The organism is Bacillus sp. HMSC036E02 (assembly GCF_001836235.1).
GTDB classification, from domain to species: Bacteria; Bacillota; Bacilli; order Bacillales; family Bacillaceae_G; genus Bacillus_A; species Bacillus_A cereus.
Map to the genome: position 1 here is coordinate 89,262 of NZ_KV827881.1, position 24,430 is coordinate 113,691.

The window sequence follows — 24,430 nt, forward strand, 5'->3', positions numbered from 1 at the left end:
TCGTCTCTAGCGATAGCTGTCCCTTATTACTTCGCACTCACGATTTTATAATAAGAACGAACCGTTAAGAAGTAATATCCAATATAAATCGCGCCGTATACTCCGATACTAATTAGAAGCGGAATCATAATTTCAAATGGTAATATATTTGATAAACCTTTTAGTGCAAATAGGCTGTGTAAAATACCGATTACTAACGGAATAGCAAAGATAAAGCTCACTTGTTTTGCGATAGCTCTCTTCATCTCTTGCTTCGTTACACCAATTTTATGAAGAACAACATAACGATCATGGTCAGCACTTGCTTCTGTTAATTGTTTAAAGTAAATGATTGAGCCTGTTGCTAATAGGAATACTAATCCTAAAAATAACCCAATAAACATCATTAAGCCTGTTGTTTCAAGCCCCATTTGGAATCCTGTATAGAAATCGTTAAATGGTTTTAAAACTTCTGATTCTCCAGCTGGCATAATGCTTGCTAATTTTGCTGTTAACTCTTTACTATTTCGCTCACCTTTTACATCAATATTTTTTACAGTACGCGTTTCGTTTACTTGTTTCACTTGCTCATATGTTTTATCAGGAACGATTACAAATAGTTCATTTAAATTTGTAAGGCTTCTATTATTTACACCTTTAATTTTTAATTCTTTTGACTCGTTTCCAACAGGGAATACAGCTGTATTTCCTGTATAAAGAGGACCAAAATCAAGTTTCTCAATATATAAGCTATCATATACGAAAGCTTCATTCGCACTTAAATTTACAGGCTCTACATCTAAATGTTTCACAAGTGTATTAAAGCTTGATTGAGAAATAAGCTGGTACTGATTCGTAATATTATAGTGTGTGTTCAGAACTTGATCAGCTCTTTCACCTTTAAATGTTCCTTTCACAGGAGTCATTTCAACTTCTGATTCATATGTGACTGGGTGATTATTCTTCTCTCCAGCAAGTATTTCATTTACTTTTTTATCTAATGCTGCATCTTTTTTCTCATAGGAATAACTATACGGCGCAGCAACTTTTGATTGCGTAAATGTGTTGTAATACATCGTAACTGACGTACCAACCGCTGTTAATGTTACCGCACTTAAAATAGCGATTGTCGCCAGTGATTTCGCATTTCCTTTAATACGATATAGTAACTGTGATGTCGTTACCATATTCATACCATTATAAAATGCTGACTTATTATTTCTTGCACGTTTCAATACAAATACTGTGAAGAACATGAACAGTAAATAAGTCCCTGCTACTGTCGCTAATAAAATATATAATGCAACGACCATAAAGTCTGCATACATAACTGCTTTCATGTACATTAATGCTAAAAAATAACCTGAACCAATTAAGAAAACTGAAATTAATGCCATAATGACAGATCCTTTTGGCATTGCTTCTCCTTCACGTTCTGCACGGAAAAGTTCAATTAACTTAAAGCGATAAATTAAACGATATCCTTGAAGTGATGTATATAAAATAATCACAAAGAAAATAATTGCTGTATCAATAATGGCAGCCATCGGTACTTCAAAATGAACGTTTAAATTTAATCCCATCATATTTACTAATAACTCAAGGAATAATTTTGAAAGGACACTACCGATCGCAATCCCAATTACTAATGACATTAATCCCATTAACATATTTTCATAAAAGAGCATTTTACCAATTTGTCTTTTACGAATACCTAATAACGAATATAAGCCAACTTCTTTTTTACGTTTACGTGTAAAGAATCCGTTCGAATATATAATGAACACTGCTACGAAAATGATAAGCATCACACTTGAAACTTGGAACGCTCCGCTAATTTTTTTTGAAGCTTCTGCTGCTTTTTCCATTTGTGAATTATATTGCAGTGCTTTAAATGTAAAATAAATAACGATACTAAAAATCATAGATGCAAAATATACAAAGTAGTCTTTAAAGTTCCGCTGTATGTTGCGGAGGGCAATGCTAGATAAGGTCATCAGCCATACCTCCAGAAATAGAAGACATTACGTCAACAATTTTTTGGAAGAACTGTTTACGCGTCGATTCACCGCGGTGTAATTCTTTATATAGCTCACCATCTTTAATGAAAATAACTCGTTTACAATAACTTGCTGCAAATGCATCGTGCGTTACCATTAGAATTGTTGAGTTATCATATTCATTTAACGACTTCATACTTTCAAGTAAATCTGTTGCAGATTTAGAATCAAGTGCTCCAGTTGGCTCGTCTCCGAAAATCATACTTGGATTCGTAACAATTGCACGCGATGCTGCACAGCGCTGCTTCTGCCCACCAGATACTTGATATGGGAACTGACTTAAAATATGATCAATACCGAATTTCTTTGAGATTTCAAGAACGCGGCGATCAATCTCACTCGCTTTCACCTTTGATAACGCAAGTGGTAAAGCGATATTCTCTTTCACCGTTAACGTATCTAATAAGTTATAATCTTGGAAAATGAAACCTAAATGATCACGGCGGAATAACGCTAACTTATCATCATTCATCTTTACAATATCTTTTCCATCAATTAAAATTTCACCGTTCGTCGCATTATCAATTGTAGAAAGAACATTTAGTAAAGTCGTCTTACCAGAACCAGAAGGTCCCATAATTCCAACGAACTCACCTTCTTTTACTTGTAAGTTAATACCTTTTAACGCTGCAAATTTATTCCCACCCGTGTCGTACACTTTTTCAATATTTTTTGCTTCTAACACTGTTTTCATCTCGACATCCCTCATTTCTTCTATTCTCTATTTTCAACTATATACACTCTCTACTCTTGCCACTATCGATGTTTCTTACACAAACATGACAGTTATGTAAGACGCATAAGTAAAGATATAAAAATTTAACCTACTGAACAAAAGTACTTTGTTACTATAACATTGGGATATCATACCATCCATTCATTCTCCTTACAGGAACATTACAATTTTGTAAGGTTAAAAATGTCCCCTACAAAGTTGTGCACGAAATGTCGGATGGAGCTATTTCGTTCCTGCTATTCTATGTACAGAGGAGGTCATAATATGGATTCACTTAAAAATATGAATACTGCAATGCGCTATATTGAAGATAACCTTACGAATGAAATTGATTTTAAAGAAGTTGCGAGGCTAGCTCTCTGTTCTGAGTATCACTTTAAAAGAATGTTTTCGTTTTTAGCAGGTATATCACTATCTGATTATATTCGCTGTAGACGTCTTACTCTCGCTGCCTTTGAACTAAAAAATAGCGATGCAAAAGTCATTGATGTCGCTATAAAATATGGCTACAACTCACCAGATTCATTCGCCCGTGCATTTCAAAACTTGCACGGTATAACACCTTCAGAGGCCCGAAATAGTAGCCATTCTTTGAAGGCTTATTCACCAATGACCTTCCAATTATCCATTCAAGGAGGAAATGAAATGAACTATCGAATTGAAGAAAAAGAGCCATTTCGAATTATAGGTATTACAAAACGAGTACCAATCGTTTTTAACGGTGTAAATGAAGAAATTGCTTCTATGTGGAAAAGTTTAAACCCAGATTCTATTCAAACATTAAAGTCCCTTTCAAACATTGAACCTACTGGAATCATTAGTGCTTCTACTAACTTTTCTGAAGGAAGAATGGAGGAAAAGGGGGAACTCGATCACTACATTGGAGTAGCCACAACGAAAGATTGCCCAGAGCAATTCGCGCAACTTGAAGTTGCTGCTTCAACATGGGCTATATTCGAAGCTGTCGGACCATTTCCTGATGCATTACAAAATGTATGGGGACGTATTTATTCTGAATGGTTCCCTTCTTCGAACTATGAACTAGCGGAAGGACCGGAGATATTGTGGAATGAAAGTAAAGACGTATCCTCTCCGAATTTCAGAAGCGAAATATGGGTACCTGTTTTAAAAAAGTAATATAAGAGGCTAACCTTTTCAAAATAAAGAAGCTGCTCTCCCTTTTTAAAGGAAGAGCAGCTTCTTTATTTTATACTTCTTCTTGACTCGTTCTTATACAAGAAAATAGTAATAATCGTAAGCACTGTAATAACTGCAAAAGTAAATACTCTGTAGTTCGAGATAGTAGCAGTACCAATTAACAAGGCAGGTATAACCGCCACAATTAAGCCACCAAACATACCAACAAACGATCCTATACTTTGTTTTACTACTTGAGTTTCTGATACCCAATCATAATAACCAAATCGATTATTAATGAAAATCCCCCATACTGCTGAAAATAATGAATATGTTATCGGTGTTATTACGATGAAAAGAGAGCTCCAAACATCTAGCTTTAACCCGATTATCAGTAATACAGCACTAATAAGTGATGCAGGTATACTCAATGAAAGATTCATAAGAATTTTACTATCATAAATCATCTTTGGCGCTATAGGCAATGATTTAATAATCCATACATTTTTTCCTTCTAAAGACAATGAAACACATGTTGTACATGTCATCGAAATCGCTGCTGCAATAGCAAATGGAGCAATCTTTTGCAACAGGAGCTCAATTCCAGGATACGCTATTAATTGGCTTGGTCCTACTACAACTATAGCTAGCGAGAAAGCTAGCGCCATCACGACTCCCATTCCACTATTTATGACATACACTGTAGAAGAGAAGAAACGTTTCAGCTCTTTTTTATACAATGCGACCAATACACTCTCTTTTTTCATGCTATTAATCTCATAATTTGAAAGCATATGATAAGTGGTGATCCCTGTGTTTATTTGCTTATATTTTAACGAAAGTATTTTTACAAAAAGATAATACCAAATCACTGATATCCCCACGAATAAGATGAAAGCTACCATATCAGCATTAACAATTGCTTTTTGAAACATGTTAGCTAATGGATACACTTTAGTTAATTGCTCGGAAACAATTGCACCAATTCCGTTCATATCATTAAGGCTATATTGAGCATTTCCGTTTTTTAGCATAAAGGAACCGAATGTAATAATTACTATAAAACTTAAAATCGTAGTTATTTTATTCGTATTTTTAAATTCAGAAGCGATTGCCGTAATCGAAGCTCCAAAGATTGCTGCGATTGTTGTTGGGATTAAAGATGCGATAAACATACTGATGAACCACATAAAGTAAAAAGAAACTGATGGATTTTCATGTATGCAATACACAACTCCCATTGGTAGCATGATTATGATTGAAAAGATTGTATTCAGCAAGTATAAATACAAAAACCTACTTGCAATAACAGTACTTACGCGAATCGGCAATGACATTAAAAAGTCGTAATCCTTAAAAGCAAAAATTTCTCCATTTGCCTTAAATATAGTGAAAAACAACGTTAATATACTGCTAATAACTAGTGCATAGACGGGAATAATTTCACTAATTCCTATTTTTATCAATCCATATGCTGAAGCTCCGCAATATAACATTAACATGACACCAACTAGAGCAATAGATACTGTCAGCAAAATCTTATTCTGCTTCTTTCTCTTATCTTTTTCGTATTTAAAGGTGTTTAAACCGAGCTGCGTTATCAACCGAATTTTCAAAAGACCTAAACTATTAGTATTCATTAGCAAGCTCCTTCATAAAGAGCTCTTCCAATGAGCCTTCCTTTATTAAAGAATTTACTTCTCCTGAAAGTGCTAATTTCCCTCTATTAATCATCGCTACTTTATTACATAACTTCTCAGCTACATCTAAAACGTGCGTAGAAAAGAAAATCGCACTTCCTTTTTCACAAAGCTCTTTCATAATACCTTTCAATACTACGGCTGCCTTTGGATCAAGACCAACGAAAGGTTCATCTAAAACTAATAATTTCGGTTTATGTAAAACCGCCGATATAATCGCTACTTTTTGTTTCATACCGTGTGAATAAGAAGATATTAAATCCCCTAAGTACGGTGTAATCTCAAAAGCATCCCCATACTTCTGTATCTGTTCTTCCCGATCCCTCGCAGGCACTTTAAACACATCCGCAACAAAGTTCAAATATTGAATTCCTGTTAATTGCTCATATAAATCTGGATTATCAGGAATATACGCCATTACTCTCTTACATGCAATCGGATCCTTTTTTACTGAATGTCCATCAACAAAAATTTCACCCTCTTCAAAATCTATAACTCCTACTAACGACTTAATTGTTGTACTTTTCCCCGCACCGTTATGTCCAATAAATCCAAAGATATCCCCTGCTTTAACAGTAATATTCAAATGATCAACTGCTTTCTTACCGTCTTTATATGTCTTGCTAAAATTTATAATTTCTAACATGTAAATCCCCCCAAATCACCTTTTCGATTGAATTTTCAGACCTTAAAACGAAAAATTTACTCAGTGAGCTTTTCATTATTCCCACTGAGTATTAAAATCTCTTAACACATAGAAACTATAAATATAAAATTTGACTAATATAGCTCACATTTGTATTTCTTTTTTATACAAAACGTAAGAATATAAATTCGTTATAATGACAGCAACTACTATAATCCCAAGCATCATATAAGTTCTCCAATCAGCCGGAGCGAAAACACTTATAATCATAATAATTCCTAACGCCACAAATACTTTTCCGCTAAACCGATGTGTTTTCCGCCATACTTCTTCATTACTTAACGTCCATGGATTACGCATCCCAACAAAAAAGTTTGGCTTACACTGTGGTAAATAATTACCCATTACTAAAAATAAAACACCAACTAATAATTCAGGCACCCGATTAATGAATAAGTTATATCCTAATCCACTTGTAATAATGTCTATATTTCCTACAAATAGTAGCAATAGTACACCATTATTCATCATCATAAAGGCTTTAGAAAATTTCTCGTAATTTGCTTTTCTTGGATCAATCTTTGGTATCACATTTAGAAATATATATAATGCAATCATAATTCCGACCATAGAAATCATTCCGTAAAATTTAGAAGAATATCCATCTACCTTACCTCCGCTCCAATGCGTTGCAATTGTATCCGGCAAATGTGGCCAAGCAAACGCCCAAGCTAAACAAGTTATAACAATTAATAAGATTGCAAAAAGATGTTTTTTCATTTCCCCTCTTCCCCCTTATTCGTAAATGTAAACACCCAAGTTAATAAATCTTGAAAGACAGTTGTGTTTAAAGAGTACACAACAAATTGCCCTTTCTTTTCATCTTGAATAAGTTCAGCATTTTTAAGTGCGCTTAAGTGGTGTGAAATACTTGGTTTTGTCATATTGAAATGTTCAGCGATTTCACCAGCGGTTAAATCACCTTCTTTTAATAAGTCTAAAATTTTTCGCCTTGTTGGATCTGCTAATGCTTTGAATGCTTGATTCAATGTCTTTCTTCCTTTCGATAATTAGACATTTAGATATTTATCTAAATGTTAAACCGATTACTGTTATTTGTCAATTGTATCCAGTTCCCTTTTTACTTTTCTCACTTTTAACCTATACTGTTTACTAGCTTATCTTTCAACATAATGAAAAGACTTGAAACACATGATACACTATAGCTACAATTGTTTTTCTGAGGAGGAATATACATATGTATAAAATTTTAATCGTTGAAGACGATCCAAATATTTCATCATTACTGCAATCTCACATTCAGAAGTACGGTTATGAAGCTGTTGTTGCAGAGAATTTCGATGATATTATGGAATCGTTTAACGCTGTGAAACCACATCTTGTTTTACTTGATGTAAACTTACCGAAATTCGATGGTTTCTACTGGTGCCGTCAAATTCGTCATGAATCTACTTGTCCAATTATTTTCATTTCAGCGCGTGCTGGTGAGATGGAACAAATTATGGCAATTGAAAGCGGTGCGGATGATTACATTACAAAACCATTCCACTACGACGTTGTAATGGCGAAAATTAAAGGACAATTACGCCGTATTTACGGTGATTATGCACCAAATATTTCTGAACGTATCGTTGAAGTAGAAGGTTTAAAACTATTCCCAGAACGTCCTGAAATTCACTTCGGATCTGAACAAGTTCTTTTAACGAAAAAAGAAGCTATTTTAGCTGAAATGTTATTATCTAAATTCCCTCGTACAGCAAGCCGTGAAGATTTATTAGCTGCGCTTTGGGATGACGAAAGCTTCGTTGAAGAAAATACATTAAACGTAAACATTACGCGTCTTCGTAAAAAGTTTAATGAGCTTGGTATTGAGAACTCTATTGAAACAGTACGTGGACTTGGATATCGCTTTAACGCAACTTGGAGTGAATAAGCATGAAGCTATTTTTACGTGATCATTTTGCATTTTTCCTACTGTACGTTTTAAACTTTGGTATCATTTTCGTTCTTTATGATGCAGTAGATGGATTTCAAAACAATAAATTTTATTTCGTCGTTTTAAGTTTATATTTATTTATTTGTTTCCTCGCTTACCGTTACGTTCGCAATCGTAGAATGTACCATAGATTAAGCGAGCAACCAGAAAAAATGGAAGATGTGTTTATTGAAAGAGCAACTGCTCCGATGCCTCACGGTGTCAATGAACTCGTGCGTACGCAGTACCGCCTCTTCCAAAAAGAACTACAATCGTATGAAGTAAAACAACAAGAACATCAATTATTCATTAACCACTGGGTACATCAAATGAAGACTCCTGTTTCTGTTATGCAGCTTATGGTGCTAGAAATGGAAGACGAGCATTTAATTCCAAAGTTTAAAAAAGAGTTAGAGCGTCTAAACCAAGGGCTTGATATGGCTTTATACATGGCTAGGTTAAATAACTTCCATGAAGATTTCCATGTTGAGACGATTTCATTAAAAGATACGGTAACAAAAAATATTAACGGATTAAAAGAACTATTCATTCGTAATGGTGTCTTCCCTGTTTTAGAAGTCCATTCTGATTTAAAAGTTGCTTCTGATGCAAAATGGCTAAAATTTATCATCTATCAGTTAATGACAAATGCTGTTCGTTACTCTGGGGAACGCGGAAAGAAAGTTTTCTTATCTGCTTACCGAAACGGAAAAGATATTATTTTAGAAGTTCGCGATGAAGGTGTTGGTATTCCGCAAGAAGATATTCGAAGAGTATTTGAACCATTTTACACTGGGAAAAACGGTCGCGCATTCGGAGAATCTACTGGTATGGGACTTTATATTGTAAGTAAAATTTGTGATTATTTAGGTCACTCTGTCAAACTAGATTCCGAAGTTGGTAAAGGAACGACGATTAAAATCATCTTCCACAACGCTGCAAATAATCAAGCAGAACATACGGAGAAGGTGACCGAAGCATGATCGTAACATATGCTAGCAAAATGTATGAGAACTCACTCTCATACATTTTTTGCAATACAACTACTTCTATATCTTCTAGCCGGAGGTATAATCTATGACATTTTGGCAATTTGCATTTAAAAACGTCACGCGCAACTCGAGAGCTTATTTTGCTTACTTTGTAAGTAGTTCCTTTTCCATTGCTGTGTTCTTTTCGTTTGCTGTTTACTTATTCCATCCGAAATTACAAAACTTTGACATGACCTCTGAAATTTCAGGATTAATGATATTTTCAGAAGTAGTAATTGTATTTTTCTCTTTCTTCTTTTTACTATATTCCATTGGTACTTTTTTAAAAGTTAGAAAAAAACAATTTGGTGTTTTGACCATTTTAGGAATATCGAGAAAACAATTACATCGTCTTGTTTTTATGGAGAATATGTTAATCGGGATTTTATCTATCTTTTTCGGCATGCAGTTTGGAGTTGTTTTTTCTCAATTTTTCTTATTAGTAACAGCCAAACTTACGCATGTTCCAGGAATATATTTATACGGTCCTACTAACGCGTTTATTTTAACAACCATTGTTTTCCTTAGTCTTTTTATCATTGTATCTGCATTCACACCAATGCTTATTCGTACAAAAAAAGCGGTACACCTTTTAAAAACAAATGGTGGAAAACAAAAAGAAAGAAAACCATCCGTACTTGTTTCATTATTTGGTGCGATTTGTTTATTTGGTGGTTATACGTTAGCTGGAAATCCTAAATATTTCGTATCAGTAAGCCCGCAAATCGGTGTTATATATATGGTTTCGAGTATTTTCGTTATCCCAATGCTAGTTACAATCGGAACATATTTTTTCTTTTCTCAAATTAGTTTCTTACTGATTTATATTTTAAAGAAAAGAAGAAGATTTTATATGAAACGGATTAATATGCTTTGGATTTCAGATTTAGCAAACCGTATTCGGACGAATATTAATATGCTTTTTATTGTAGCGATGCTCTCTACAATTGCTTTCACAATGATCACGTTCCTATATGGATTCGGGAAATTTATTAAGCTAGAGGTGAATAGAACTTCCCCTTTCCCAATTTCTTATTTCTCTTATGATGCGAACCCTTTTGTTACAGAGCATTTAAATTGGCTTGAGCAACAATTACAAAAAGAGCATTTCCCTTATCAAAAAATAAAAGCTGATATATATGAAACACCACTAAAAGAAGATAAAGATATAGCTATTTATAATGACGTATACGCAATTAAGCAAAGTGACTATAACAAACTTGCGAATTCTTTACGAATGAAACAACTATTTATGGATGATAACGAAGCATATGTGCTAACAGGGACATCTTATATCACCATATTCAACGAATTTGAGCAAAGCTACAATAGGGATTACATTACACTCTCTAGTACAAATACGAAATTAAGAGTTAAAGGCTATGAGCATGTAAACGCAATCCCATCTGACTTTTCATATCAAACGATAGTGTTGCCTGATGTTATCGTAAATAACTTACCTAACACCGTAAAACATATATCAGCATACAATTACAAAATTCAAAACTGGGAACAGACATATGAAATTGCTGATAATTTTATAGAAAAGGTACAAAAAGATCGAAATAAATACCAGTATGAAGGGCCTCTTATTCGCTCCTTTGAATCAGCGGGATCGTTATACAAAATAACATCAGGTAGTGCCGCGTACTTCCTAATCGGGACATTTTTAGGAGTTATTTTCTTCATTGGAGCTGGTAGCGTTCTTTACTTTAGAATGTATACGGATTTGACGAACGAACAAGAGAAATATATAACGATTTCTAAAATCGGTGTAACAGATACAGAGATGAAACGATCTGCAACCATTCAACTTAGTATTTTATTTTTCATTCCGTACATTATGGCATCCATTCATACAATGTTCGCAACAAAAATGCTACAAGATGTAATTGGTCTGTCTTTGTTCAAAGAAGTTTCAGCCGTTCTTATTATTTTTGGATTCGTTGAAATCATATTTTTCTTATTCATTCGTTCACTTTATATGCAAAAATTATCACATTACACGAGTGGACAAAATATTTAAAACAAACTTGATGAAAAGAGTATCTCTCATACTCTTTTCATCTTCACCCTATTAGGAGGTTTAGGTGAATGACATTTTGGCAGTTTGCATTTAAAAACGTCACAAGAAACGCCAGAGCTTATTTCGCCTATTTTGTAAGCAGTGCGTTCTCCATCGCAATCTTTTTCTCATTTGCAGTTTATTTATTTCATCCTAAATTGCATATGACAGACGTAAATTTTTCTCTGAACATATTAATGACAATTTCAGAAGTTGTCATTGTGTTCTTTTCATTTTTCTTTTTACTGTATTCAATCGGGACGTTTTTAAAAGTACGAAAAAAACAGTTCGGGATTTTAACAGTACTTGGCATATCTCAAAAACAATTAAAGCGACTCATATTTATAGAAAATATGTTAATTGGTGCTCTTTCTATATTTTTTGGCATTCAACTTGGACTTGTCTTTTCACAGTTCTTTTTGTTAGTTACCGCCAAAATTACACACGTACCTGGTTTATATTTATATCCGCCTACAAGTGCTATCGTTTTAACTATCATCATCTTTCTCGGGCTCTTCATTCTCGTATCATCTTTTACACCGATGCTCATTCGCACGAGAAAAGCCGTACGTCTTTTAAAAGAAGGAAAACAACAAAAAGAAAGAAAAGCATCCGTGCTCATCTCTCTATTTGGTGCGATCTGTTTAATATGTGGATATGCGTTAGCCGCAAATCCGCTGTATTTTATGTCGCTAGGTGACATAATTGGACTTTTATATGCCGTCTCTAGTATATTTGTCATCCCATCGCTTATTGCAGCTGGAACATACTTTTTCTTTTCACAAATTAGTTTTTTACTTATTCGTATTTTAAAAACACGAAGAAAGTTTTATATGAAACGAATTAATATGCTTTGGATTTCCGATCTAGCATCACGTATTCGGACAAACATTAACATGCTCTTTATTGTAGCGATGCTATCGACGCTCGCTTTTACAATGATTACATTCTTATATGGATTCGGGAAATTTACAAAGTTTGATGCGATTAGACAAAACCCTTTCCCGTTTACTTATTTATCACATACTGAAAATACGTTAGCTGATGAACATTTAAACTGGTTAGAGCAGAAATTTAATGAAGAGCACTTTACTTATACAAAATTTAAAACGGATATATATGAAGTATCTTCGGCTGAAGATAACACGCAGCTCTATTATGCCATTAAACAAAGTGACTATAATGTACTTGCTAAGGCTTTAAATTGGGAAACGCTCACGGTAAATAAGAATGAATCTTATATTCTTATGAAAGACTTAGATGATCAAGTTATTGGAACGCTCCATAATAAAGAACAGAAAAATACTCTTACACTTACTCAAAACAATTTACAACTACAGGTGAAAGAATATAAAAGTTATAGCCCATTCCCAAACAGCTTAATATACCAATTACTCATACTATCTGATGAAAATGTAGAAGCCTTATCCACAGTTTCCAAACAAATGAGTGTATATAGCTTCAAAGTTACAGATTGGGAAAAAGCACATAATATCGGTTCATCGTTTATAACAAAAATCCATAACGATAATGCAGCAATTCAAGCAGAGCATCCACCTTTCCATGCAAGTGAAGCGAGCGATTCTCTATATAAGACAAAACTAAATGTCGCTTCGTTCTTCTTAATTGGTACTTTCCTAGGAGTTATTTTCTTTATCGGTGCTGGCAGTGTTCTTTACTTCCGGATGTATACAGATTTAACAAATGAGCAAGAAAAATATATAACGATTACGAAAATCGGCTTAACTGAGACTGAAATGAAACGTTCAGCGACAATTCAGCTTGCGATTCTTTTCTTCGTACCTTACATTATGGCATCAATCCATACGATGTTTGCGACAAAGATGCTACAAGAAATATTACATCTCTCGTTCTTCGCTGAAATTACAGTCGTACTGTTGATTTTTGGAACAGTTGAAATTTTATTTTTCCTTTTAATTCGTTCCTTTTATATGCAAAAATTATCACAACACATTAAGTTTTAAAAAGTAGAAAGGTGATTACTATGGAAGAAGTATTACACATAAAAAACGTCTCAAAAGTATATGAGGGAAAAGTCCCTCATACTGCTTTAAAAAATATAAATTTACACGTGGATAAAGGGGAATTCGTTGCCATTATGGGACCATCTGGTAGCGGAAAATCTACATTTTTAAACGTTATCTCTACAATCGATTCTCCGACTTCTGGTGATGTCGTGATTAACGGAAAAAAACCGCACACATTTCGTAGAGAGAAGTTAGCTATTTTCCGAAGACAAGAGTTAGGATTTGTTTTCCAAAACTTTAACTTACTAGATACACTAACAATCGGTGAAAATATCGTACTACCTTTAACATTAGATAATGTTCCATTAAAAGAAATGGATGAAAAGCTTGATAACATTTCAAAAAAGCTTGGAATTGATCATATTTTGGACAAGCGTATTTTTGAAGTTTCTGGAGGACAAGCACAGCGTACCGCAGTAGCACGTGCTGTTATTCATCATCCTTCACTTCTACTAGCCGATGAACCGACAGGAAACTTAGATTCAAAAGCGGCAATTGACGTAATGGAGTTATTTACGAAATTAAATAAAGAAGAAGATGCAACGATTTTAATGGTTACGCACGATCCGTTTGCAGCAAGTTATTGTAACCGTGTTATTTTTATTAAAGATGGCGAACTTTACAATGAACTGCACCGCGGATTATATCGCGAGAAATTTTATCAAGAAATATTAGATGTTCTAGCGTTATTAGGAGGAAGACGTGGATGACATTTTGGCAATTCGCATTTAAAAATGTCTCGCGTAATTCGAAAGCATATTTCGCCTACTTTGTAAGTAGTGCGTTTTCTATCATGGTTTTCTTTTCATTTACTGTATACGCGTATCACCCGCGGTTACAAAGTGTACAAAGTTTCCAAGAACGTGATCCTCTAATGAACTTAGCTAGTACAGCACAGCTTGTGATTGTTATGTTCTCGTTCTTCTTTCTCTTATATTCAATTGGAACATTTTTAAATGTACGGAAACAGCAATTCGGGATACTCACCATTCTCGGTATCTCACAGAGACAATTAAAGAGACTGTTATTTACTGAAAATATGATCATCGGGATATTGTCTATCTTTATCGGCATTCAAGGTGGACTTGTATTTTCTAACTTTTTCTTATTAGTCACTTCGAAATTAACAAGTGCGAAAGGTCTCTATTTATATTGGCCAACAGAAGCGATTATCGTTACAACCGTAACGTTTATCATTTTATTTTTAATCGTTTCTACGTTTACACCAATGTTTATTCGTACTCGAAAAACAGCCCACCTCATTAAAGGGAACAAGAAAATGCCAGCTGAAAAAAGACCATCTATACTCATCTCTTTATTCGCTTTAATTTGTTTAGGGCTATGCTATTATATCGCTGGTTATCCGCGAGGCTACGTAACGGAAAAAAATGTGCAAAATGGATCTGTCTTTTTTATTATGTTATCTATTTTACCGCTCGTAATAGTCGGGACATATTTATTCTTTTCACAAACATTCCTTCTTTTCATCTATATTTTAAAGAAGCGCAGAAAGTTTTATTTGAAACAAATAAATATGTTATGGATTTCAGATTTAGTTTCTCGTACACGCAGTAATATTAATGTACTCTTTATTGTTTCTATGCTATCTGCACTTGCATTTACGATTATTATTGGATTATTCGCCGCTAATAACAATACGAAGGCATCAGTATTAGAGCGATATCCCGTTCCCTTCACGTATACATCAGAAGGTGACAATTCCCTTGAACAAAAGCATATTTCTACAATTGAAACGGAGCTTACAACTAATAATTTTCTTTACAAAAAATATAAGTTTACAGTATTAAAAGATACAGCTTCCAAAGAAGATATTATGCTTATGAAGATGAGTGATTATAACGCAATTGCTAAACAATTGAAAAGACCGGAAATAACAATCGATTCTACAGAAGTTTATATTATTTCTCGGCACTCACCAGAACTTCTCGATCTCGTATCTAATCCATTTGCAAAGCAAAATACGATTACACTCGGGTCTAATAAAAAAGAATTTCATATTAAAGGGTTTATTAATAAGGGAATCGAACCATCCTTTGCATTCCCACATTTAGTTGTCGTACAAGATTATGTATTTGATAATATGATTCCTCATATTGAAACAACTGTAATCTATAACTACTTCGTAGAAAACTGGGAAAATGCAATAGTTCCAACCAAAAATATGTTACGTGTTATTAGTGGCGATGCGCGTGAGTTCTACGAAAAGCATACAGAAGAGAACGCTCAAGTTCCTTTCTTCATACACACGGCTACGGATGAACTCATTTACGGTAAAGGAAATGCAGTTGCTCAATTCTTTATTTGGGCATTTCTCGGCTTTATTTTCTTTATCGGTGCGGCTAGTGTTTTATACTTCCGTATGTATAATGACTTAACAACTGAAAGACAAAAGTATATTACGATTACAAAGCTTGGCTTAACTGAATCAGAAATGTTTCGCTCTGCAACGATTCAATTAGGAATTTTATTTTTCGTTCCTTACATCGTTGCTGGTGTTCACACGTTATTTGCGGTTAAGTTTTTACAAAGCATGTTTTCTTTCTCATTACTAAAAGAGACATGTATCGTACTCACCTTTTTCGGGATTATTGAGATTATTTTCTTCTTCTTAATCCGTTCTCTGTACATTAATAAATTATCACAGCATATAAAAATATGAATAAAATGGCCTTGTGCATATTGCACAAGGCCATTTTCAATAGTTTTTAATAATTAGCAGCAATATCCGCCGTAGCCACCAGCATAACCGCCGTAACCACCATAACCACAACCGCCGCCTCCGCCGAAGCAACTAGCACCGATGATAATTAATAAAATAAACAATACGATTAGAAGCGCAAAACCGCCTCCGCACCCATGTCTGCGGTTACAATCATCATGTCTGTGTTCACACTTTTCGCTCATTACTCTATTCCTCCTTTAGTATCATTCATAACAAGTTCACCTTGCTCTAAATGAGGGGATTCCATTTATAGTATGTTTTCAGGGCGAATAGGAAGCTTGGCTTTCTTAAAAACGGGCTTGTTTTCGGAAATGGGCTTCATCAAAAAAAGATACCAATTAAGGTATCTTCTAAATAAACATATTTAATAAAAGTGCAAAACCAAATGCAATAAATGATAACAATGTCTCAAGTACCGTCCACGTTTTAAACGTTTCCTTCACCGTTAATCCTAAATACTCTTTTACAAGCCAGAATCCTGCATCATTTACGTGAGAAAACATTAATGATCCCGCACCTGTTGCTATAACGAGCAATTCTAAATTTACACCTGACATGTGCTGAATAACTGGTGAAACAATTCCTGCTGCCGTCGTTAATGCTACCGTAGCTGAACCTGTTGCAATTCGAATTAATCCAGCTACCATGAAAGCTAAGACGATCGGTGATAACGATATATGTTCTGCCATTTGCGCAATCGCTGTTCCAACGCCGCTTTCAATTAATATTTGTTTAAACCCACCGCCTGCACCAATAATTAAAATAATGGAACCGACTGGTAGTAAACTTTCATCCGTTAACTTTTTAATCATCTTTTTATTAATTCCTTGTCTTATTCCAAGTAAATAAAATGCTGCGAAACATGAAATAAGTAAAGCAATTACTGGGCTTCCTATAAATACTAAAAATTCAGTTATCTTTTTCGGTAATGAAATATATGGTGCCACTACTGATAAAATCATCAATACAACTGGTAATAAAATAATAAAAAATGAAACTTTACGACTTGGTAAATCTTTTGATACAGTCGTAACTCGAACAAGCTCTGGTTCATTTTCGGGTATAACCCTTTTATGTACCCACTTTGCAAATATCGGTCCTGCGATAATGGCTGCAGGTAACGCGATAAGTAATGAATATAAAAGTACCTTTCCTAAGTTCGCGTTATAAATACCGATTGCTGTCATCGCCCCTGGATGTGGTGGCACAAGCCCGTGCACAATAGATAATCCAGCAATAACAGGTAACGCAATTAATAATATATTTTGCTTCGTCGTTTTTCGAATCGAAATAACAAGTGGTAATAATATGACGATCCCCACTTCAAAAAACACTGGAATCCCTATAACAAAACCTGCAAATAACATAGCCCAAGGTAGTTTCTTCACACCGAAAAATCGAATAAAGAAGTCTGCCACTTGCATGCCCGCCCCTGAATCGGACATCATTTTTCCTAAAATTGTTCCGAGGGCTAAAATACCAACTAGATGCCCTAGTACACTACCAACACCAGTTTCATAGGCAGTCACTATTTTCGTTAAGTTCAGTCCAGACATAATAGCTAAAAATAAACTCGCAACTGTTAAACTAATAAATGCATGCCATTTCCACCATGATACCCCTAAAATAACAATTGTGATCGCAAGTAACGTGACGATTAATAAGTATATATCCATCTCTCATTCTCCTTACTTTTATCCCGATTGGTGTGGGCTAATAATTAGTGGGTGATGCCCTCCTCCACTAATTAAAGTTTTACTTTATAAAAAAAGAGGGAACATCCCCTCTTTTTATACGTCATAATTCACTACATAATGCTGCATTTCTGTATTGTAGTAGCCTTCGCTATATTCAATTACTTCGCCAACTTCATCATAAGAATAGCGCATACGTTTTAATAACGCTGTCCCCTCTTTTTCACCTAGCGCTTCTGCAACGAAACTAGGCGCGAGTCCAACAGCGAATTCATCTCTGAAGTTTTCTAAGTGAATGCCTCGGTCTTCAACTAAATCATAAAGCGATTGCAAGTCAAAGTCCGATAAATCTGTACTTGCCATTCCTGCTGAGAAATAGTGCGTATAATGAATGTAAGGTGCATCATTTAACGTATATAAACGTTCAATACGAAAACTCTCCTTGCCGAATAATCGAAATGGCACCGTTCCTTCTTCATTATGAACGATTTCTGCTTTTAGCAATTTCTTTTGTACTTTATATCCTTCTTCCACTAACACTTCTGTAAATTTCTTACCTTTTGACAACTTCGTCGCAGAAGTATTACGGATAACTTTCGTTCCTTTACCGCTTTTCTTTTCTAAATATCCTTCTTGAGCGAGTTCTTTAATTGCATTACGCACTGTAATTTTGCTCACTTTGAACTCTTCTTCTAACTGCGGTTCGGAAGGAATATTCGTATGAATCGCATATACACCATGCAATATTCGATCACGAATAATATTTTTTATTTGTAAATATAATGGTCCTTTTTTCCTCGTTACGTTCACCGTTACACCCACTACCTTTCTACATCACCTACTGATGCCGTCATTGCCCGAAGTATATCCTTCTCTGATGACATTGGCGTATCACCGACGATTGTATGTGCAAGCATTCCAGCTGCTGACGCAAATGAAACAGCTTTCTCTGGTGCAAACTCTTTTATCTCGCCATGAATAATCCCGCTCGTATAAGCATCTCCAGCACCTATTCTATCATATACAGAAAACGTAAGTGTTTTTGCAAAAGTGAACGCACCATCTTTACATATAAATCCGCGAAGCGAGTGTGTATTATCACTATTAATAGAGCGATGTGTACCAGCGATTGTAGCGATATGATATGTTTCAGCCACCTTTGGAATAAGATCAATAAGTTGTGCTTCTCGCTCCGTCTCCTCTGTTTTCATTCCAAGAACGAACATTGCATCTTTTTCATTCATCATAACAATATCAGCAAGAGCCAGCATTTCTTCATAATGTGGTTTCGCCTGCTCATACCCATCTTCTCCCCAAAGAGATGGACGATAGTTGCAATCAAAGACGACAGTGCCTGCGCTTTCTTTCACTGCTTTCGCTAAAGATTTCATATGATGGCGCACCGTATCATTCATCGCAAGTGTAATTCCGCAAAAATGAACAATATCAATTTCCTTTGCGATTTCTTCAAATTGATACATGTCTTCACATGCCGTATTGAAACTACTTTCTAATCGATTCGAATATGTAACGCGACTTGCCCGTGCGCCAAATCCATTTTCTAAAAAGTACATGCCGACATATTTACCGCTTCTTGAAATAAACGGTGCCTGAATGCCTAACTTTTGAATATGTGATACTGCAGCATCCCCAACAGAATTTTCCGGTAAAGTTGAAATAAGAAAGCCTTCATGACCGAGATGAGAAAGTGCTGCTGCAACGTTCACACCTGTACCAGAAAATGAGTAATTTAATGTGTTAGCTTGCGACAACAATTCATATCCTGGTACTTGCAGGCGCATCATTACTTCACCAAATGCTGCAATTTTCTTACGCATATTGATCAACTAACTTTTTCACGACTGCTAATAATTCACGAACATCTTCTACTTTCGTGTTACCAGTTTCTTTATCAATAATAGAAGAGTACACGTGCGGGATAACTTGCTCTACGTTTGCTTCAAGCGCAATACGTACAATTGTTTCGAAGTTTTCTTTATCAATTCCGCCTGTTGGCTCTAATGCAAATCCTTCTTCTGCACAAGCCTTCGCAACTGCGCGATATTCTTCCTCATGAGCTAAACCTTTCATTGGGAAGTATTTCAATGAATTTCCGCCCATATCACGTACAAGTGCAATTGCTGTTTTAATTGGAACGATTGCTTTTTCTTCTCCAGCTGCGCTAATTGGACCAGTAGAAATATTTACGTAACCTACTTTTCCTGTTGGCGATACTAAACTATTAATCCAGCTATCTTTTTCGCCAAGATTTGCACGTGTCGCTCCAACTGAAGGGAACACTTGGTTAATATGGCTGCCAGGATAATGCTTCGCAATCTCAGCTACAACTGCCGCTTGGCGATTATCTCCTGCTCCTAGTCCGATTGATACAGCGTCATCAATTTCTTTTCCGTATGCTTTCATCGCTGTAACGGCTTCTTCTACTGTTGGGTAGTCTTTTGATAATACCCCCACTACTACATACCCTTCTGCTGCTTCAAAAATATCTTTCGCATTTCGGATATTGTTCGCTAATACATTTAATGCTACGCGGCCTTTATAAAAACGTTTTTGAATGTTTGTCATTTTAGTTTCCCCCTACAATTTCTCTCAATTTTTCTTCAATCACATGTATGTCATCACCTTGAAGTGGACGTGGATCAATATCAAAGAATCCTTGTCTTACTCCGTAATCACGTGTATAGATTGCGATTTCCCCTTCGCGTAATGCTGTCACAACGCCTTTTGCCGATTTATTTAACTCTTTTTCGTTAATATGAATACGTGCTCTAAAGATTGCTCTTCCCGCTTCATCTTGAACGATCGTTACATTTACACCTTTTAATTCTTTTAGCGGCATAAGTACTTGTAACAAATCTTTTTCTTGCTCGCTCTTATCTTCTTTTACTCCGTACTCATCAAGTGCTTGAAGTAAACCAAAAGTTGTTTCTTTCCCAACTTTCATGCTTCTTCCGATGCAATGTAACTGCACTTTCAGCCATTCGATATATTTTCGTTTACCGCCAACAATACCAGAAGTAGGTCCTTCAATTGCCTTTGAACCACTATAAATGGCAAGGTCTGAATACTTCACATACTTTTGAATGTCTTCTTCAGCTGCTGCATCAACGATAAGCGGTACATTATTTCGCTGCGCAACTTCCCATGCTTCTTCAACAGAAATCATATTTTTTTGCACTGCATGATGTGATTTCACATACAGAATCGCTGCTGTATTTTCACCAATTGCCTCTTCAATATGCTCTGCTTTCCCTTCATTTGCATAGCCAACTTCTACAAGTTTACCGCCGCCTAAATAAATCATCGTTTCAACAGGAGCACCGTATTGAACGTTATGACCTTTTAACATAATCACTTCGTTTTTCGCGATTACTTCTTGATGAAGTCTTTCACTTTTACGGCGATTTCCTTCTGTAACGATACCAGCGATAGAAAGTGCAATTCCGCTCGATGCTGAATTCACAACGACCGCTGCCTCTGAATCTAGAATTCTCGCAATATGGTCTCCTGCTTTATCTACTAAATCTGCAATTTCCACATAATTTTGTCCACCATGTTTCATCGCATCCATCACTGTATCTGTAGGAGCGGATACACCTAAAATACTCATTCTACCGCTCGCATTAATTACTCTTTTTAATCCATACTTAGCATTCAATGAATGACCCATTGATTACAACCCCTTTCGTATCAATTCTTCTTTCAGCAATGCGCTGATCCCCTTCTGAATCAATTAACGTAACCTTCTCATCTTTCACCGTAAATAAAGTTAAGTTTGCAATATCGCCTTCTTGAATACGGCCAAGCTCTGGTTTTTTCAGCCACTCTGCCGCATGTTTCGTCACCGCATCAATTACCTCTTCTAGCGGATATCCTAAGTAAAGGAATTTCGAAAGAACGTGAGCCATACTATACACGGGACCGTGTATACGATTCTTTCGGTAAATATCTGTACTAATTGTATTAAAGGCAATACCATGACGCTTCGCCGCTTCTGCTACTTTAAAAGAAAAACTAGCATTACCGTGACCAACATCTAAATGAACGCCGCGATTCACTGCATCTAGTAATACAGGTAGCGGTTTGCCTTCTTCATCGAATAAATTATTTTCTTTCCCGTTTAAGTAATGTGTAATCACATCATCTTTTTCTAAAAGAGGTACAACTTCCTCTATGCGAGGAGGCGCTGAACCGATATGTACCATAATCGGTAATGATGTTTCACGAGATAAAGAGCGTGCAACACGAAGCGGTTCAATCCCACTATCACAAACGACACTTTTACTCATTCTCGCCTTTAACCCAACGATTACATCTTTATACTTTTCTACTGCTTCTATTACTTTCTCTTTATCTATCCATTCCATATTGGATAGTTCATCAATTCGTTTCAAACCGATGCGAGAAATATTTAAAAAGGCAAATAAATTCGTTTTTGCCTGCTCTCTACTTTTTACTAAATCTGCAATGCGATCAGCTCCGCAGCTACCCGCATCAACAATTGTCGTTACCCCTTGCTTAACGCCAATTTCATCCACCTCATCGCCATACGGATTAAACTCTGGAAAAGCGTGAACGTGTAAATCAATCCAGCCACTCGATACGTAAGTACCTGAGTAATCAAGAACCTTTCCACCCTCGCCAGTACCAGCTTTCGTCACCTGTGCGATTTTGTTATTTTCAATTACAATGTCAATCTCTTCCCCGTTCACACGTTTCACATTACGTAGTACGAATCGTTCTGTCATTGTACTTCCACCCTTTTCTATAAGAAGCCATAAGAATACGCTTACATTAAAATTTCATTTTATATGTCTTTCACACGTTTAGCGTAACACAAAAAAAGAGAGAAGTAAATATAACGTTATAATGTTTGAAAGTGAATAAAAAGATGCTCCTCCAAAATGGTAATAGTATAGGAAATTATATCAACGATTTTTTGAATATATCTATCATAACTTACAATATATCAACGATTTTTCAATTATATCTATCATAACTTATAATATATCAACGATTCGACAAGGAATATCGATTTACCGACAAGAAACGTCAATTCCTTTCTTATATAAAAAAAGCTGTTCCAAATGGCACAGCCTTTTTCTTTATTCCTGAACCGTCACAATAACCCCATCCATATTATTCCCCGAAATTTCATACTGCTTGTTTGTCGGAATGTTCACTTTCATATTCTCAGAAACTTTATAATAAGAAACAGTATATTTCTTACCTTCTACTTCAGTTGAAATCCCTTTTTCCTCTTTTAAAAACTCTAAATATTCCTCTAGTGTGAAATTCTTTTTTTGCATAATTGCGCTATGAGGTAGGCCAACATAACGGATATGCCATGGCTCATATTGAATTCCAGTAATGTTACTTTTATTTTTCGGATAACGTAATACAAAGCCATGCTTCCATACGTTCTCTTCGATCCATTTTCCTTCAGGCGCTTTCTCCATCTTCTTTTGCGTTGATCCAACGTCTAGTGATAATCCTAAATTATGTTCACTATATCCTGCTGGAAGCGCGTAATCAGATCCCATTTCTTTATATAATTTACTTTGTTCTTTAAAATCTCGATACCCACTACTCATTAAGAAATGCTGTACGCCATCTTTTCCAGCCGCATCGACAACGTTCAAAAACTTTTTTACAACATACTTTGATAAACGAAGATTTCTATCAAATATTACGTAGCCTCTCACTAATTCACTATTATGATTTACATTTATAATATCAGACCTAATACTATCTTTTTTTACTGGATAATCCCTATTAACTAATAATAAATCACCCTTATAAATTTGTTCCTTCGTAATCTCTTTCCTCTCGGTATTTGCCGCCTTTACTAGCTCATCTTTTCCGACAATTTTAACATCGATTTCCTTTTGAAATAACGGTGATATATAAAAGCCTACACATACTGTGCATGCTATAAAAAAAGAAATAAATACCCACTTTTTCATTTCTAGTTCCTCCTTAACGTAACTTACGTATAGAATAGAAAAAACTATTAAAATAAAAAGTGGGGTAAAGTTTAAATTTTTATTAAATTGTTAAGTTCTCGTCTTTTGGCAATCGCACTTCAAACATTGTTCTAACTACATTACTTTCAGCAGAAATTGTACCGTTATGCTGCTCAACAATATTTTTCGCAATAAACAGTCCAAGGCCTGTCCCGCCACGGTTCTCAGTTCTCGATTTATCACCTATATAAAACATATCAAAAAGATACGGTAAATCTTCTTCTGGAATGCTGTCTCCATAATTCATAACTTGTACAACAACTTCTCCATTATCGATATACCCATTCAGATCAACAAATTGCCCATCATATCCGTATCGAACGGCATTTGTTAACAAGTTTTCAAATACTCTAGCTAACAATTTTCCATCACCGTTAATTGGCAAATGAGGATCAATATTCAACCTAGCTTGTAAATGATGTTTCTCTAATAAAGGATACAATTCCTCATCTAACTGTATAAGTAGTTCACTTATATCAATCGGCTTTTTATCCAGCTTTAGCATGCCATAATTCATACGTGTAATTTCAAATAACTCATCAATTAAA

The 24,430-nt window shown here is 35.2% G+C and carries 22 protein-coding genes; 7 read left to right on the plus strand and 15 right to left on the minus strand.

Features of this window, described 5'->3' with window-relative positions:
* Positions 1-26 precede the first annotated feature (26 nt).
* Together HMPREF2590_RS27495 and HMPREF2590_RS27500 are read right to left on the minus strand one after the other, a co-directional pair.
* The gene (locus HMPREF2590_RS27495; protein WP_050822143.1) at positions 27-1,976 is read right to left on the minus strand and encodes an ABC transporter permease; all 1,950 of its coding nucleotides are present in this window, start codon (positions 1,974-1,976) and stop codon (positions 27-29) included.
* Positions 1,963-2,733, minus strand: coding sequence for an ABC transporter ATP-binding protein (locus HMPREF2590_RS27500; RefSeq protein WP_000859655.1), 771 nt, complete (start codon positions 2,731-2,733; stop codon positions 1,963-1,965). The genes HMPREF2590_RS27495 and HMPREF2590_RS27500 overlap by 14 nt, the downstream gene beginning before the upstream one ends.
* Positions 2,734-3,039: 306 nt before the next feature.
* On the opposite strand from HMPREF2590_RS27500, the gene HMPREF2590_RS27505 reads away from it, so the two are divergent.
* Complete coding sequence (locus HMPREF2590_RS27505; RefSeq protein ID WP_044584938.1) at positions 3,040-3,912, plus strand: AraC family transcriptional regulator; 873 nt, start codon at positions 3,040-3,042, stop codon at positions 3,910-3,912.
* Positions 3,913-3,977: 65 nt separating this feature from the next.
* Here HMPREF2590_RS27505 and HMPREF2590_RS27510 read toward each other — a convergent pair whose 3' ends face one another.
* From HMPREF2590_RS27510 to HMPREF2590_RS27525, 4 genes are all read right to left on the minus strand, one after another.
* Positions 3,978-5,552, minus strand: coding sequence for a hypothetical protein (locus HMPREF2590_RS27510; RefSeq protein ID WP_050822144.1), 1,575 nt, complete (start codon positions 5,550-5,552; stop codon positions 3,978-3,980).
* Positions 5,542-6,258 (minus strand): ABC transporter ATP-binding protein, encoded by a 717-nt coding sequence (locus tag HMPREF2590_RS27515; RefSeq protein WP_000889756.1) that lies wholly within the window; start codon positions 6,256-6,258, stop codon positions 5,542-5,544. Before HMPREF2590_RS27515 ends, HMPREF2590_RS27510 begins: the two co-directional genes overlap by 11 nt.
* A 144-nt stretch (positions 6,259-6,402) precedes the next feature.
* Positions 6,403-7,038 carry an SdpI family protein gene (locus HMPREF2590_RS27520; protein WP_000716347.1) on the minus strand — a complete coding sequence of 212 codons (636 nt, stop codon included), beginning with the start codon at positions 7,036-7,038 and terminating at the stop codon, positions 6,403-6,405.
* A complete protein-coding gene (locus HMPREF2590_RS27525) occupies positions 7,035-7,307 on the minus strand; it encodes an autorepressor SdpR family transcription factor (RefSeq protein ID WP_001070531.1) in 273 nt (90 codons plus the stop codon). Before HMPREF2590_RS27525 ends, HMPREF2590_RS27520 begins: the two co-directional genes overlap by 4 nt.
* 209 nt (positions 7,308-7,516) lie before the next feature.
* Between HMPREF2590_RS27525 and HMPREF2590_RS27530 the strand changes: the two genes are divergently transcribed.
* The 6 genes from HMPREF2590_RS27530 (at position 7,517) to HMPREF2590_RS27555 (ending at position 16,078) form a co-directional block, all read left to right on the plus strand.
* A complete protein-coding gene (locus HMPREF2590_RS27530; protein ID WP_000276738.1) occupies positions 7,517-8,212 on the plus strand; it encodes a response regulator transcription factor in 696 nt (231 codons plus the stop codon).
* A gap of 2 nt (positions 8,213-8,214) precedes the next feature.
* Positions 8,215-9,237: a sensor histidine kinase gene (locus tag HMPREF2590_RS27535; protein ID WP_050822145.1), complete on the plus strand. Its 1,023-nt coding sequence runs from the start codon at positions 8,215-8,217 to the stop codon at positions 9,235-9,237.
* 94 nt (positions 9,238-9,331) lie between these two features.
* Positions 9,332-11,311 (plus strand): ABC transporter permease, encoded by a 1,980-nt coding sequence (locus HMPREF2590_RS27540; protein WP_000145057.1) that lies wholly within the window; start codon positions 9,332-9,334, stop codon positions 11,309-11,311.
* 68 nt (positions 11,312-11,379) lie between these two features.
* Positions 11,380-13,335, plus strand: coding sequence for an ABC transporter permease (locus tag HMPREF2590_RS27545; RefSeq protein ID WP_050822146.1), 1,956 nt, complete (start codon positions 11,380-11,382; stop codon positions 13,333-13,335).
* A 20-nt stretch (positions 13,336-13,355) separates the two neighbouring features.
* Positions 13,356-14,108, plus strand: a complete 753-nt coding sequence (locus HMPREF2590_RS27550) for an ABC transporter ATP-binding protein (protein ID WP_000393250.1) — start codon at positions 13,356-13,358, stop codon at positions 14,106-14,108.
* Entirely contained in the window at positions 14,105-16,078 is a 1,974-nt protein-coding gene (locus HMPREF2590_RS27555; RefSeq protein ID WP_050822147.1) for an FtsX-like permease family protein, read from the plus strand. The genes HMPREF2590_RS27550 and HMPREF2590_RS27555 overlap by 4 nt, the downstream gene beginning before the upstream one ends.
* Positions 16,079-16,131: 53 nt before the next feature.
* Here the strand turns inward: HMPREF2590_RS27555 and HMPREF2590_RS27560 are convergent, their stop codons facing one another.
* The 9 genes from HMPREF2590_RS27560 to HMPREF2590_RS27600 all read right to left on the minus strand — a co-directional run.
* Entirely contained in the window at positions 16,132-16,323 is a 192-nt protein-coding gene (locus HMPREF2590_RS27560; protein WP_001290392.1) for a YjcZ family sporulation protein, read from the minus strand.
* A 168-nt stretch (positions 16,324-16,491) separates the two neighbouring features.
* Complete coding sequence (gntP, locus tag HMPREF2590_RS27565; RefSeq protein WP_050822148.1) at positions 16,492-17,817, minus strand: gluconate permease GntP; 1,326 nt, start codon at positions 17,815-17,817, stop codon at positions 16,492-16,494.
* A 114-nt stretch (positions 17,818-17,931) separates the two neighbouring features.
* Positions 17,932-18,657 (minus strand): GntR family transcriptional regulator, encoded by a 726-nt coding sequence (locus HMPREF2590_RS27570; protein WP_000539261.1) that lies wholly within the window; start codon positions 18,655-18,657, stop codon positions 17,932-17,934.
* Positions 18,657-19,673 (minus strand): sugar kinase, encoded by a 1,017-nt coding sequence (locus tag HMPREF2590_RS27575; RefSeq protein WP_050822149.1) that lies wholly within the window; start codon positions 19,671-19,673, stop codon positions 18,657-18,659. Before HMPREF2590_RS27575 ends, HMPREF2590_RS27570 begins: the two co-directional genes overlap by 1 nt.
* Positions 19,666-20,421, minus strand: a complete 756-nt coding sequence (gene dagF, locus HMPREF2590_RS27580) for a 2-dehydro-3-deoxy-phosphogluconate aldolase (RefSeq protein WP_000181935.1) — start codon at positions 20,419-20,421, stop codon at positions 19,666-19,668. Before dagF ends, HMPREF2590_RS27575 begins: the two co-directional genes overlap by 8 nt.
* Position 20,422: 1 nt before the next feature.
* Positions 20,423-21,526, minus strand: coding sequence for a DgaE family pyridoxal phosphate-dependent ammonia lyase (locus tag HMPREF2590_RS27585; RefSeq protein WP_050822150.1), 1,104 nt, complete (start codon positions 21,524-21,526; stop codon positions 20,423-20,425).
* Complete coding sequence (locus HMPREF2590_RS27590) at positions 21,504-22,604, minus strand: amidohydrolase/deacetylase family metallohydrolase (RefSeq protein WP_050822151.1); 1,101 nt, start codon at positions 22,602-22,604, stop codon at positions 21,504-21,506. Before HMPREF2590_RS27590 ends, HMPREF2590_RS27585 begins: the two co-directional genes overlap by 23 nt.
* 357 nt (positions 22,605-22,961) lie before the next feature.
* Positions 22,962-23,822: a D-Ala-D-Ala carboxypeptidase VanY gene (locus tag HMPREF2590_RS27595; protein WP_000759396.1), complete on the minus strand. Its 861-nt coding sequence runs from the start codon at positions 23,820-23,822 to the stop codon at positions 22,962-22,964.
* Between the two features lie 82 nt (positions 23,823-23,904).
* Positions 23,905-24,430 (minus strand): sensor histidine kinase (locus tag HMPREF2590_RS27600; RefSeq protein WP_141763559.1); only part of this gene is annotated, 526 nt, incomplete at its 5' end.

What these genes read in the sequence shown, in the direction of transcription:
- HMPREF2590_RS27495 (WP_050822143.1), bottom strand. Translation starts at nt 1,976, where the DNA reads ATGACCTTATCTAGCATTGCCCTCCGCAACATACAGCGGAACTTTAAA.
- HMPREF2590_RS27500 (WP_000859655.1), bottom strand. Translation starts at nt 2,733, where the DNA reads ATGAAAACAGTGTTAGAAGCAAAAAATATTGAAAAAGTGTACGACACG.
- HMPREF2590_RS27505 (WP_044584938.1), top strand. Translation starts at nt 3,040, where the DNA reads ATGGATTCACTTAAAAATATGAATACTGCAATGCGCTATATTGAAGAT.
- HMPREF2590_RS27510 (WP_050822144.1), bottom strand. Translation starts at nt 5,552, where the DNA reads ATGAATACTAATAGTTTAGGTCTTTTGAAAATTCGGTTGATAACGCAG.
- HMPREF2590_RS27515 (WP_000889756.1), bottom strand. Translation starts at nt 6,258, where the DNA reads ATGTTAGAAATTATAAATTTTAGCAAGACATATAAAGACGGTAAGAAA.
- HMPREF2590_RS27520 (WP_000716347.1), bottom strand. Translation starts at nt 7,038, where the DNA reads ATGAAAAAACATCTTTTTGCAATCTTATTAATTGTTATAACTTGTTTA.
- HMPREF2590_RS27530 (WP_000276738.1), top strand. Translation starts at nt 7,517, where the DNA reads ATGTATAAAATTTTAATCGTTGAAGACGATCCAAATATTTCATCATTA.
- HMPREF2590_RS27535 (WP_050822145.1), top strand. Translation starts at nt 8,215, where the DNA reads ATGAAGCTATTTTTACGTGATCATTTTGCATTTTTCCTACTGTACGTT.
- HMPREF2590_RS27540 (WP_000145057.1), top strand. Translation starts at nt 9,332, where the DNA reads ATGACATTTTGGCAATTTGCATTTAAAAACGTCACGCGCAACTCGAGA.
- HMPREF2590_RS27545 (WP_050822146.1), top strand. Translation starts at nt 11,380, where the DNA reads ATGACATTTTGGCAGTTTGCATTTAAAAACGTCACAAGAAACGCCAGA.
- HMPREF2590_RS27550 (WP_000393250.1), top strand. Translation starts at nt 13,356, where the DNA reads ATGGAAGAAGTATTACACATAAAAAACGTCTCAAAAGTATATGAGGGA.
- HMPREF2590_RS27555 (WP_050822147.1), top strand. Translation starts at nt 14,105, where the DNA reads ATGACATTTTGGCAATTCGCATTTAAAAATGTCTCGCGTAATTCGAAA.
- HMPREF2590_RS27560 (WP_001290392.1), bottom strand. Translation starts at nt 16,323, where the DNA reads ATGAGCGAAAAGTGTGAACACAGACATGATGATTGTAACCGCAGACAT.
- gntP (WP_050822148.1), bottom strand. Translation starts at nt 17,817, where the DNA reads ATGGATATATACTTATTAATCGTCACGTTACTTGCGATCACAATTGTT.
- HMPREF2590_RS27575 (WP_050822149.1), bottom strand. Translation starts at nt 19,673, where the DNA reads ATGCGTAAGAAAATTGCAGCATTTGGTGAAGTAATGATGCGCCTGCAA.
- dagF (WP_000181935.1), bottom strand. Translation starts at nt 20,421, where the DNA reads ATGACAAACATTCAAAAACGTTTTTATAAAGGCCGCGTAGCATTAAAT.
- HMPREF2590_RS27585 (WP_050822150.1), bottom strand. Translation starts at nt 21,526, where the DNA reads ATGGGTCATTCATTGAATGCTAAGTATGGATTAAAAAGAGTAATTAAT.
- HMPREF2590_RS27590 (WP_050822151.1), bottom strand. Translation starts at nt 22,604, where the DNA reads ATGACAGAACGATTCGTACTACGTAATGTGAAACGTGTGAACGGGGAA.
- HMPREF2590_RS27595 (WP_000759396.1), bottom strand. Translation starts at nt 23,822, where the DNA reads ATGAAAAAGTGGGTATTTATTTCTTTTTTTATAGCATGCACAGTATGT.